This window comes from Streptococcus sobrinus DSM 20742 = ATCC 33478 (assembly GCF_000686605.1).
Taxonomy (GTDB): domain Bacteria; phylum Bacillota; class Bacilli; order Lactobacillales; family Streptococcaceae; genus Streptococcus; species Streptococcus sobrinus.
This window is the reverse complement of the sequence record NZ_JMLC01000024.1, coordinates 19651-31873: the sequence shown is the minus strand read 5'-3', so window position 1 is coordinate 31873 and position 12223 is coordinate 19651. Positions and strand designations below refer to the sequence as shown.

Genomic DNA, 12223 nt, shown 5'->3' with positions numbered 1-12223 from the left:
CAAGCCGATGGTAATAATACCCAGAGTTGAAATTAACTGGTCTGGAATGTATTCATCCAGCATGCCCTGGAGATAGTAAGAACCAACAATATCAATCAGGGTTACCATCAGACTGGCTAAAACAATGTAAGTCAAGAGGGCCTTCTGCCTTAAAATAATAGGGAAGAAGCTCATGAGACCATTTTTTTCGTCTTTCTTGGGCTTATAGTTAGGGGTGGGCGCTAGAAAGATAGCCAGACCTGTCCACTCTTCCTGAAAATCTCGCTTAGACATGCGGGTGACCTTGACGGTAGGATCTGGGTCCCCAATAATCAGGCTATCACCGGCATTGGCATAGACGACATAATAGTGCTGGAGACGCTTGTTCTTAACCACATGGACAATAAAAGGGTATGTTAAATCCGTATAGTCAAACAAAGTCATATCAGCCTTGATCGAGCGGGTTTCAAAGCCAATGGCCTTGGCAGCTTCTACTAAACCAAGAGCTGTCGTTCCCTGCTTGTCAGTCTTTGAAAGCTCTCGCAATCTAGCCAGAGAATAGTCCGAACCATAGTGCTTGGCTACTGAAGCTAGGGCTGCTGGACCACAGTCTCTGGTATCCACTTGAGGAATAAACTTGTAGCGCCTACGCCAAAATAGCCCAACTGAACTGGAAGAACCAGCTACTGCTTGAGATGATTGAGGACTAGACTTCCTTCTCTTAGATCTAAAGTAGCGTCTAAAGGCCTCTAAAATAATATTGACTGCGATAACAAGAGCTACAATCAAAATAATATAAGTGATCTGCTTCATAAGATTCCTTTCCAGCCAACCCGTGAAAATAGTTGAGGACGATTTCAGAAAAATATCCCCGACACCAAATAAGGAACAGGGCATATCTATCTATGAAGTCAGTTTAACAAAAATAGACTCAATTAGCAATATTTTTAAGATTTACTTAATAAAATAAAAACAAAGACGATATCTAAATAAGAATTTTCTGAAACTTTAATATATAAGAAAATCTTTTTCCTTTCAAAAAATTCCCTGATACCAAAATGAAGGTGGAGATTTTCAGCTATGCTTACTCTTATTTAAAAAATGAAAAAAACTCAAGCGATATTCTTAGGTGCAGAATAAATCGTAGATGGCTAGCAAAATTATCATCATTAAAATTGACGTGAAAGATAGGGGGTTAAATTTCTCATTTTTAGAGAATCTTAAAAAAATTGTATCTAAATTATCAAAAATATCTAAAGGATAAAATTTATAACATACTTCATGGTTAATTAATCAAATAACCTTCTGCCTTATAGCCAAAATAAGCATCAGCAATGGCTCCAAAGGTAATAATTTCTTCTCCAACTCCAGAAATCAGTACCAATAGTGCTACTGATTTTTTAGATTCTGGATTTATTTGTCCTCTTTCAATTTTTTCTATTAGTTTGACTGGCGACACGACTTAGCTCTTATCAAATGTGGTTATTAATCTAATTCATCTTAGAAACTTTTAACTTTTCTAGCTAACCTACTTTCATACTAGTAAAAAAGGGCCAAGTAGTTAGTCACAGTATTGGCAAAAGTTCCCGATAATAAAAAAGCACTAAAAAATCCGATTCTTGCACACTTAGAATCGGATTCTATTGTTCTGTTTCAATTTCTGTCAAGCTAGCATCACGCCTTTCTTTTTTCTCATAAGGAGGTTAAGGTAGATAATTGTCTCCGTTTTGATTACGGCTTAAATTCAATCTTAATGCCACCTCTTTCAATGACAAGTAGGTTTTGCTTTTTTGAATATCTAATTTTCTTTTTTATCATTTATCTTGCTGAGTTATCTTCTACTTTCAGCCTCTAATTTTAATACTAGACTTCATTAAGCAGTTTTTTATTAAATTTTTCATTACATCAGTTTCACCCCTTAAGCTATTTTATGCAACAGCCTAGGATGTCTCCGTTTTTATAGCGTCCTTGATTAAAGTTTAGCATAAGCACACCTTCTTTTCTCAATGTACACTAGAATTTTGGCATGGGTACCACTCCTTTAGCTATTCTATGCGACAGCTAAAGAATCTCCATTTTTGTAACGACTTAGGTCAAACATCAACATAAGCGTTCCTCCAGCACTTTTGCAAGATTTACAACTGACTAGTAAGATTAACTACTGTTAGGACTATGAGCTTTACTTTAAAAATCTTCTGCTTACTACTATGTCTCAAACTAGAACTAGCAATCAACCACTAATTGGTCGGTTACGCTTATCATTGAACTACTGTCTCCATTTTTGTACCGAGATTTATTCATGTTAATCATTACAATCACCTCTTAACACAATATCTCATACGAACTAGCGACAATACTTACCGTAAAATTAATCTTTATTTGCCTACCATCTAAGGCCTGTCACCGTTCTTGTACCTCGAAATGTTTTGTCTAATCATGGGAATACCTCCTTGATTAAGTCTTATCTTATTTACATTTTTATTATAATGTAAGCGTTTTCCTTTGTCAAGCTTTTAAATCTTTTTTATCAAACATTTTTGTTATAATTTTTCCTATGAAGAAAACACTAAATTTACAAGACTTTGGTGTCCAAATGTGGGATGACAAAACTATCCAGTCCTTTCGGCGGACCCTCTTGGCTTGGTATGACCAAGAAAAAAGAGACCTACCCTGGCGGCGGACCAAGGATCCCTACCATATCTGGATTTCTGAAATCATGCTCCAACAGACCCAAGTTCAAACAGTCATTCCTTATTATCTAAGATTTTTAGACTGGTTCCCTAGTATTAAAGATTTAGCCCAGGCTCCTGAGGAACAGTTGCTCAAAGCCTGGGAAGGCCTAGGCTATTACTCTCGCGTCAGAAACCTGCAAAAGGGTGCCCAGCAAATCATGAACGATTTTGCTGGGATCTTTCCTAAGACCTACCAAGAGATTCTGAGTTTAAAAGGAATTGGTCCTTACACCGCTGGGGCCATTGCCAGTATCGCCTTTGGCCTGCCTGAGCCCGCTGTTGATGGTAATGTCATGCGGGTCATGGCCCGCCTCTTTGAGGTAGACTATGACATCGGCAATCCTAGCAATAGAAAAATTTTCCAGGCTATTATGGAGGAACTGATTGACCCTGAGCGACCTGGTGATTTTAATCAGGCCTTGATGGACTTGGGAACGGATATCGAATCCGCTAAAAATCCCAGACCTGACGAAAGCCCCATCCGGGCCTTCAATGCTGCCTATTTACACGGGACCTACGACAAATATCCTATTAAGCTACCCAAGAAAAAGCCCAAGCCTATGCAGCTTCAGGCTTTCATCATCCGAAATCAAGAGGGACAGTTTCTTTTGGAGAAGAATCAAAAGGCTGGCCTCCTAGCAGGCTTCTGGTCCTTTCCCCTGATGGAGACCCAGCTCCTAGCCAAGCAGCTCAATCTTTTCGAAGAAGATAAGGATGATGAGGTCTTAGAAAAAGTCTCCTTGAAAAATGTTTTTGAAGAGGATTACGGACTCAAGCCAGTCTGGACGAAAGGAAATTTCCCCCTTGTCAAGCATACTTTTAGCCATCAAAAATGGCAGGTTAGTCTGCTTGAAGGGCAAATTGACCAAACAGACTTAAAAGGAGACAAGGACTTGTGCTGGGTTGCTCCAGAAGATTTTGTCAATTATCCTATGGCAACTCCCCAGAAAAAAATGATTGAGGCCTACCAGCAAAAAGATTAAACTAGAATTTCTCATCATCTAGGTGGGATTGTCAAGGGAAAGCTGTCTTGAATTTTTGGCCTCCCCTTAGTCTGCCAAAGATAGAACCAAGTTAGACTAGCTGGAATTTTGCTATATTCTAAAAATGTAAAGCCAGCAAAGCAGATCTATGCTATAATAGAGGCGATATAAAAACACAGTTGCAGTTGGGTAGTCTGCAAGCACCTTTGGTGTCAGTAACCTTCCCTCCAGGTCGTCCCTTATCAAATTTTATCTTTTTTGGAGGGCTGGCATGAAAATGACAGTATATTTCGACGGCGGTTTCTGGTTTGCCTTGCTTGAATATCAAGATAAGAAACTGGGCTATCAGGCTTTCCGTTATGCTTTTGGTAAGGAACCCAAGGACAAGGAAGTTCTCAACTTTGTCCACCGCCGCTTGAGCCACTGGATGAGACGACAAGAGGAGCTGGGCTTGGTCATTGATGAGCCCGACAAATCCATGAGCCATAAGTCTATTAATCCCAAGCGGATGCAAAGGGAGGTCAGCAAACAGATGAAAAAGCCTGTCCTGTCCTCCAAGGCTCAACAGGCCATGCAGGCCAGTTATGAATTGCTGAAACAGAAAAAGAAGGCATCCAAACGCCAGCAAAAGCAAGAGTACAAGGAAAGACAGTTTCAACTCAAACAGGAAAAACGTCGTCAAAAGAAAAAGGGACACTAAGGTGTCCCAGTTGCCCAGGCCAATCGGTTTGGGCTTTTTATATTCACCAAACATCAAAATCAGATTTTTGATATTTTCTTAAGTAGTGCGGACGGAAACAACCTCCTTCGGAGTTTCATTGCGACACGAGGCGAGGTTTGGCCGGTCAATTTTACTGGCCTAACCGAGTTAATCAGGGGGCTAGCCAATCGCTCTAGAGATTGGTGTTAGACATCGCTACTTTAGTAGCTGATGTCTTTGCCCCGTGATAAATTTTTGAGCCTAAAGTCTCAAAAATCCCGTTTTCAGTGACACTTCCGTTGTCACTGAAAATTCAACTACGGCGAAAATATCATTTTTAGCTCACTTCGTTAGCGGATTAACCCACAACAAAGTTTTCCTACTTGAAAACAATTCAGGTTTTGATTTTAACTTAGTATTATATGTAGAAGCAGATTTAAGTCGTCGTCCATCTGGCTTACAGAGTCAATTTTAGACTGTAACCATTGCCTTGATGGTCTTGCGGTTCTCCATATCCTTGTAGGCTTGGTCGATATTGTCCAAGCTATAAGTTTGGGTGAACACCTTACCAGGATTGATTTGGCCATCGAGAACTGCCTTAAGCAGGAGTTCCTTGTCGTAGGTGGTTACAGAGGCTGGTCCGCCAGCAATGATAGCATTTTGGAAGAAATAATCGCTGAGATTAATATCATGGGTGTGAGGAACACCAACTCGACCAATGGCGGCACCTGGGCGAGCTATCTTCAGAGCTGTTTCCGTTGAAAGTTGGGTGCCAACACATTCAAGAGCGGCATCCACACCAGCACCATTAGTCAATTCACGGACCTTGGCAATCCCTTCTTCGCCCCGTTCAGGCACGACATCTGTTGCCCCGAATTCCAGAGCCAGTTTTTGTCGGTCTTCGTGACGACTCATGATGATAATGCGTTTAGCCCCTCGAAGTTTGGCAGCGATGACGGCACAGAGGCCAACGGCCCCATCACCGACAACTGCTACGGTGTCACCCTTTTGGACATTGGCAACACGGGCAGCATGGTAACCGGTTGGCATAACATCAGCCAAGGCGAGCAGGGAAGCTAACATACCCTCGCTGTAATCACCTGGTTGACCTGGAATCTTGACCAGAGACCATTGAGCATGGGGGTAGCGTACAAACTCGGCCTGGTAGCCTGAGCTGAAATTGGTAGCAGGGGTGTGATCTTGGCAGGCACCTTCAAAACCAGCCACACAAGCTGCACAATGGCCACAACCGTGGGTAAAAGGGGCGATGACGAAGTCTCCTTTTTTCAGAGTGGTAATGGCAGAACCAACCTCTTCGATGACTCCGATAATTTCATGACCACTATTGTCGGAACCCTCAGCCTTATCATCGTCACCCCGATAACCCCAGAGGTCCGAACCGCAGACACAGGTCCGAACCACACGAATGATGGCATCATCGGCCTCAACTAATTGGGGCTTCTCAACTTCTTGCACGGCCACTTGGCCAGCTTTTACAAATACAGTCGTTTTCATAATGATTTGCATCCTTTCTTATTTGTAATCATTATAACATTGATGACTGGTCATCCCTTAATACTTGCCTTACCTGCTAGATTAAGATTTGGTGACAAGAAGTCTATCCAAGTGGTTGGTTAAATTTCAAATAAGATGCGGGCAGTCTTCCTAGGCTTCAAGTAAACAAAAAGAACCTTGCGGTTCTCTTTTTTCTTGTTTAGGCTAGTTCTGCCACGATAGCCTTGAGTTGGTCCTTGGTGTGAACACCAGCGACTTGTTTGACGACCTGACCGTCTTTTTTGAAGAGCAGGGTTGGGATGGACATGATGCCAAATTTTTGAGCGGTGGCTGGGTTTTCATCCACATCCAACTTGACAATCTTGAGCTCATCTTCGTCCAATTCTTCTGAAAGTTGCTCCAAGATTGGAGCCTGCATGCGACAAGGGCCACACCAGGTTGCCCAGAAATCAACGAGGACGAGTCCGTCCTTGGTTTCTTCTTCAAAGGTTTTATCGGTTACGACTTCTGCCATAGTATCACCTATTTCTTTCTTAGTTTTACTGTCATTCTAGCGAATTTTTTGGTCTTTGCCAATTATTTGCTACGGACTTTGCCAGATGCAGATATAGCCGACTTTTCAGCCAAGAAAATTCATTGGTAGGGCAAGATGAGAGCACAAGGAAAAACGAGCTTACCTTCAATGAAAATCAAAGACAGGAGGGAGGACCTGGTCGCTAAGGAGGCAGGCCACAATATGTCTTGCCAGGCAAGGCGAAATTCCTCAAATCTCAACTTTGCTTTGCTTAGTCATCTCGAGATTTTCTAAGAGTCTGACCTTAAACTTCGCCACCCAGCTGATACTTGGTCCCCTTGAGAGCTCGCTTGAGGGAGAGCTTCCAAGGCTTGCCTTCGATGGTGACTTGATTCTTAGCCAAATCAACTTGAGCTGATTCGACACCCTTGACGGCTGATAATTTTTCTTGGACGGTTTTGGCACAACCGTCACATTTCATTCCGCTGACTTGATAAGTTGTTGACATAATACTTACTCCATTCTTTTATTGTGAGGAGACTTTTCTCCTAATGACTTGGTGGACAATGATGATGGTGCTCAAAGCTGGAATCATCACATTCGATGGCTGATTGAACAACCTGATAATCTTCCAGGATGTGGTGAATTTTATCCTTAACTAGCTTTTCATCCTGACGATTTTCTAAAATAATATGAATCATGGCCACATGGCGATGACCATCAATGGACCAGATATTGAGCTGGGGTACGGCCTCAACCTCATCCAATTGATTAATGGCCCGCCTGATGGCCAACATGTCCAAGTCTCTAGGAGAGGCCTCCAGAAAGATGGTCATGTTTTTAATGAAGCGAGGCAGGGCCTTGCTGAGGATGAAGAGCGAGATAGCTAACGAGAGCAGAGGGTCAAGAATATACCAGTTGGTAAAATGTAGGCAGACCGAAACCAGGATAACAGCCAACCAGCCCAAGGTATCTTCAAGAAAATGCAGGCTGAGGATGGACTCGTGCTCGCTAGAGCCTCGGCTGAGCAAGTGCTGGGCGCCCAGATTAACGGCAATGGCCACTAGGCCCAGCCAGAGCATCCCATTAGCATTGACCGGTTCAGGATGGAAGAGTTTGGGAAAATTCTCGACGACTACGACTAGGGAACCGACGATTAGGATAGTGGCTGTAATCATGGCTCCCAAAAGGCTGAAGCGATCATAACCCAAGGTGTAATGGTCGTCGGACTTTCTGGTCGAGACCTTCTCAAAAATCCAAGAAAGGCCAATGGCCAAGGCGTCACCAGTATCATGAACGGCATCAGCTAGCACCGCACTCGAATTAAAGAGGGCACCAAAGATGAATTCAATCAAGGCAAAGCCAAAATTTAAGAGGAAGGAGCCAAAGATGGCTCTTTGCGATTGCTGGTGATTCCCTAGCTGATGGTGGTGGTCATGACCCATACTACTTCTCCAATCTACAGTTTCGTCTATATTTTTCGATAATTTAGTCCCAGACTATTGAGAACCACGGATACTGAGCTGAAACTCATGGCTAGGCCAGCCAGCATTGGATTGAGAAGTGGTCCTCCAAATAAGTATAACACACCCATAGCCACTGGAATAGCTAAAATATTATAGATGAAGGCCCAGAAAAGATTGAGCTTGATGGTCTTAATAGTAGCTTGGCTGACAGCCAAGGTCTTGACCACGTCTAGCAGGTCAGGCTTCATGAGGACGATGTCGGCGGACTCGATGGCAATATCCGTTCCCGCTCCCATGGCAATCCCCAAGTCAGCTAGAGCCAGTGCCGGTGCATCATTGATTCCATCGCCAACCATGGCAACCTTCTTGCCAGCTGCTTGCAAATCGGCAATAGCTTGGGCCTTCTGGTCAGGAAGAACCTGACTGATGACCCGATTAATACCAGCCTCTTGGGCGATAGCTTGAGCGGTTTGTTCATTGTCACCAGTCAGCATAACGACCTCAATTCCCTTGGCTTGCAAGGCTTGGATGGCCGCTTGGCTATCGGGCTTAAGCTGGTCGGCTACACCCAGGAGGCCAAGCAGTTGCCCTTGGCTGGCCACAATGATTGGCGTTTGCCCTTCTTGGGTCAGCTGGACAAAATCAGCTTGAGCAGAAGATAAGTCCACCTCTTCCTTTTCCATAAGGGCCTTGTTGCCGACCAGAAGTTCTTGACCGGCGACTTGGCCTTTAAGGCCAAAGCCAGCCAAATTTTCAAAATCCTGAACGGCTGACAGGCTCAGACCTTCTTCCTTGGCCTTATCGACCAAGGCCTGGCTAATAGGATGGCTAGATTGAGCTTCCAGGCTGGCCACAGCTCTAAGGAGCTGCTCACGGTTCCAGTCCGCTTGGTAACTGGTCAGGCTGACCAATTCAGGCTTGCCTCGGGTCAGGGTCCCTGTCTTATCAAAGACAATGGTATCAACTTGATGGGCCAACTCAAGGCTGTCTCCTGATTTAAAGAGGATACCATTTTTAGCGGCTAGGCCTGTCCCGACCATAATGGCCGTTGGTGTTGCCAGTCCCAGAGCACAGGGGCAGGCAATGACCAGCACGCTGACAGCCACTGTCAGGGCGAAGCTAAAGGATTGACCGCCCAGGAAGAACCAGGCCAGACCGGTCACTAGGGCGATTCCCATAACCACGGGAACAAAGACACCAGAAACCTGGTCAGCAATCTTGGCAATTGGGGCCTTGGTGGCTTGGGCGTCTTCAACCAGCTTAATAATTTGTGACAGCAGGGTATCCTTGCCCAGCTTCTGGGTTTCAATGGTTAGGGCACCCTGACTATTGATCGAACCGCCGTAGACCTGGTCGCCGATGGTTTTTTCTACAGGAATAGATTCCCCTGTCAACATGGACTCATCCACCGAAGAGTGGCCTGAGAGAACTTGACCATCAACAGGAATCTTTTGCCCTGGTTTGACCAGAACTTGGTCCCCTAAAACCAGTTCTTCAATGGGCAGCAAAATTTCCTGACCGTCACGGACTACTAGGGCTTCCTTGGCGGAGAGGTGCATAAGCTTTTTAATCGCTTCAGAGGTGCGACCCTTGGACAGGGTTTCAAAGAATTTTCCCAAAGTAATCAAGGTCAAGATGACAGCGACCGACTCGAAGTAGAGTTGGTGGACATGATGAGCGTGCCCCAGAAAAACGTGGTAGGTGCTAGCCAAACTGTAGAGAAAGGCTGCAGTCGTGGCCACAGCCACCAGGCTATCCATATTGGGGTGCCCCTTGTAGAGGGTCTTAAAGCCGGTCCGGTAAAAGTGCCAACCAATGGCCATAACCGGCAGGGTCAGGGCCAACTGAACCAGGGTAAAGGTCAGAGGATGACTGGCCGCCTCTAAGAAGGCTGGCAGGGGGAGACCCATCATCGAGCCCATGGAAATATAAAGCAGGGGCAGGGTGAAAATTGTTGACCAAATCAACCTTTGCTTCATGCCCGCTAAGCGTTTTTCTTCCCGCTCTTCCTGACTGGCGGCTTGCCCTTGGACAAAGAGCTTGGCTCCATAACCAGCATCTGCTACAGCTTGCTCAATTTTTTCTTGGTTGACCTGGCTGTCGTCATAGGAGACCGCCATTTTTTCGGTCGTCAGGTTGACCGAACAGCTGGTCATGCCCGGCAATTTTTTAACGGCATTTTCAACCGTTGCCACACAGGAGGCACAGGTCATGCCATCAATTAAGTAAGTTTCTTGAGCCATCTAAATCACCACCTCTTCCTTTTCAGGACTATTAACATGTTCCTGACAGCGACATTGACCAGGTGTACAATTGCAAGGAACCTGGTCCAGAACCTGCTTGCGGTCTAAAATCTTTTGCAAGCCTTGGAGGTCTTGGGCTGTCATAGGAGTCTCAGCTAGGATTTGTCCCAGCAGTCCAGCCTGCTTGGTCTGACAAATCTTGGCCAGCTCCGTCCGCAGATTAGCTAGGTTGGCCTCCTCTTCGGAAATTTCTGTCCAATAGATAAAGGACCGACCTTCCCGCCTGCTTTGGAGAATCTTTTTCTCCACCAAACGACCAATCAGGGTCTTGATAGTTGACTCAGACCAGTCCATCTTTTGAGCCAGAACTCCAATGATGTCCTTGCTGCTTGCCTGACCCTTGGCCCAGACCACCCGCAGTACTTCCCATTCGGCATTCGAAATCATAGCAACCACCTTTTCTTGAACTTATTTCGTTTACGTTTGTAGATATATTATAGCAGAATGATTTACATTTGTAAACTGAAAGAACTTAAAAGGAACCACAAAAGTGGTTCAAACTTATTTTGCTAATCTTTCATTCATAAGGTAGATTTACCAATTAACTTTCAAGGGCTTAGAAGCAAAATAAACAAGGAGGCCTAAACCGATGATAATAAGGTTAACCATCGTGCTCGTGCTAGTCAAAATATGAAGGCCACTCGATCTCTCAATAGTGATTGGCAAAATCGAAGTATAAATTTGATGGACTTTTTCCATCCCAGAAGAGGCACCGATGAAAAACGGCTTCATCTTATCTTGAAAAGTATTATAGAAGGCTAAAGGATAAGCGATTAGAATTCCTAATAAAGTTGATAGGAAAATATTTCTCGCCAAAACCTTATGAGATAAGCTTCGGAATAAATAGAGAAAGGTTACAACGAGGACAAAGTAAGAAGTTAGGGATAGTGTTTTACCGAACAAATCGAAGGTTTTAGCCGGACAGTATAACAAATAAAAGATTAAATTCAAAATTATATTTATCCCTGTTCCGGTTAAAAGTACCTGATGAATAGAGTATTTTAAACTGTAGTAAAAATAAGAATCTCTGGTATAAGCTAGCCTATATAATCGGTAGGTTGAGTAAATAATTAAGAGGGCGGCCGCAACCATGACCCATAAGCTATGGATCATGTCTATCATTGCTTCTTGTTTCCAGATATTTTTTATCAAGCGTAGGATAATCTCGAGTGAATAAATATAGTAAAAAAGTCCGGCGTTATCTTTCAACAGCCTTTTAATAAGTGCCAACATTGCGGTTCACCTCCTTATAGATATCATCTAGAGCCAATCCTCGATAGTCATCCTGTAAGGCCCGAACGTTCTCATACAGAATTAATTTTCCATCGTTAATCATAAGAACCTCGTCGAAAAGTTCTTCCATATCCTGAACCAAATGGGTGCTAATAATGGCAACACTATTGGGACGACGATAGCGCTTAATCAAATCAATCAAGATCTCCCGTGTCAGCGGGTCAACCCCAGCCAAGGGTTCATCTAGTAGGTAATAGTCAACTTCCTGAGCAAGAGCAAAAACAAGGTGTAGTTGCTCTTTCATTCCTTTCGAGTAATCAGCTACCTTCTTTTTAGGATCCAGCCTTAAATCCTTCAACATTTGTCTAGCTCTTTTTTCATTGAAATGAGAGTAGAGACTTTTAAAGTCCTTGAGACAAGATTCAATTGTCATATCTTTGGGAATAAAAGGACTATCAGGTAGAAGAAAAGCTCTATAACTGTCTTTGGATATTTGTCCCTTATATTTTTGATAGAATCCTGCCCAGATATTTAGGAGAGTCGTCTTCCCTGCTCCATTTGGACCAAGCAGAGCAATAATCTGATTACGATTCTCAAGGTTAAGCGATAGATCCTTGAGGATTTTATGACGGTTAAAACCGAAAGATAGATGTCGACTTATCAACATAGTCTTGTCCTCCTTATATATAAAATTATAAATATATAAAAATAATATGCATTTCTCTCATCTATAGAATAGTTCTTGATGGCAACTTTGTCAAGATTTTTTATATAAAAATTTTATATAAAAAATCGACC

Annotated in this window: 12 protein-coding genes; 2 read left to right on the top strand and 10 right to left on the bottom strand. The window is 43.5% G+C overall.

Annotated elements, in window-relative coordinates:
• Together BS63_RS0108215 and BS63_RS1000000112155 are read right to left on the bottom strand one after the other, a co-directional pair.
• Window positions 1-792, bottom strand: a 792-nt coding sequence (locus BS63_RS0108215) for a cysteine peptidase family C39 domain-containing protein (protein WP_028798537.1), incomplete at its 3' end; no start/stop codon positions are given.
• A gap of 472 nt (window positions 793-1264) precedes the next feature.
• Window positions 1265-1438, bottom strand: coding sequence for a hypothetical protein (locus tag BS63_RS1000000112155; protein WP_019769622.1), 174 nt, complete (start codon window positions 1436-1438; stop codon window positions 1265-1267).
• Window positions 1439-2533: 1095 nt separating this feature from the next.
• Between BS63_RS1000000112155 and mutY the strand changes: the two genes are divergently transcribed.
• A complete protein-coding gene (mutY, locus tag BS63_RS0108205) occupies window positions 2534-3694 on the top strand; it encodes an A/G-specific adenine glycosylase (RefSeq protein ID WP_021673834.1) in 1161 nt (386 codons plus the stop codon).
• A gap of 271 nt (window positions 3695-3965) precedes the next feature.
• Window positions 3966-4394: a YjdF family protein gene (locus tag BS63_RS0108200; protein WP_002963029.1), complete on the top strand. Its 429-nt coding sequence runs from the start codon at window positions 3966-3968 to the stop codon at window positions 4392-4394.
• Between the two features lie 471 nt (window positions 4395-4865).
• On the opposite strand, the gene BS63_RS0108195 is transcribed toward BS63_RS0108200, so the two are convergent.
• From BS63_RS0108195 to BS63_RS0108160, 8 genes are all read right to left on the bottom strand, one after another.
• Entirely contained in the window at window positions 4866-5909 is a 1044-nt protein-coding gene (locus BS63_RS0108195; RefSeq protein ID WP_004205609.1) for a zinc-dependent alcohol dehydrogenase family protein, read from the bottom strand.
• Window positions 5910-6108: 199 nt separating this feature from the next.
• Window positions 6109-6423, bottom strand: a complete 315-nt coding sequence (gene trxA, locus BS63_RS0108190) for a thioredoxin (protein ID WP_002998870.1) — start codon at window positions 6421-6423, stop codon at window positions 6109-6111.
• A gap of 304 nt (window positions 6424-6727) precedes the next feature.
• The gene (gene copZ, locus BS63_RS0108185; RefSeq protein WP_004205606.1) at window positions 6728-6931 is read right to left on the bottom strand and encodes a copper chaperone CopZ; all 204 of its coding nucleotides are present in this window, start codon (window positions 6929-6931) and stop codon (window positions 6728-6730) included.
• Window positions 6932-6971: 40 nt separating this feature from the next.
• A complete protein-coding gene (locus BS63_RS0108180) occupies window positions 6972-7868 on the bottom strand; it encodes a cation diffusion facilitator family transporter (RefSeq protein ID WP_004205604.1) in 897 nt (298 codons plus the stop codon).
• 26 nt (window positions 7869-7894) lie between these two features.
• Entirely contained in the window at window positions 7895-10132 is a 2238-nt protein-coding gene (locus BS63_RS0108175; RefSeq protein WP_019781432.1) for a heavy metal translocating P-type ATPase, read from the bottom strand.
• The gene (locus BS63_RS0108170) at window positions 10133-10579 is read right to left on the bottom strand and encodes a CopY/TcrY family copper transport repressor (RefSeq protein ID WP_002998634.1); all 447 of its coding nucleotides are present in this window, start codon (window positions 10577-10579) and stop codon (window positions 10133-10135) included.
• Between the two features lie 147 nt (window positions 10580-10726).
• Window positions 10727-11425, bottom strand: a complete 699-nt coding sequence (locus tag BS63_RS0108165; RefSeq protein ID WP_004205595.1) for a hypothetical protein — start codon at window positions 11423-11425, stop codon at window positions 10727-10729.
• Window positions 11409-12092 (bottom strand): ATP-binding cassette domain-containing protein, encoded by a 684-nt coding sequence (locus BS63_RS0108160; protein ID WP_004205594.1) that lies wholly within the window; start codon window positions 12090-12092, stop codon window positions 11409-11411. Before BS63_RS0108160 ends, BS63_RS0108165 begins: the two co-directional genes overlap by 17 nt.
• Between the last annotated feature and the right edge of the window lie 131 nt (window positions 12093-12223).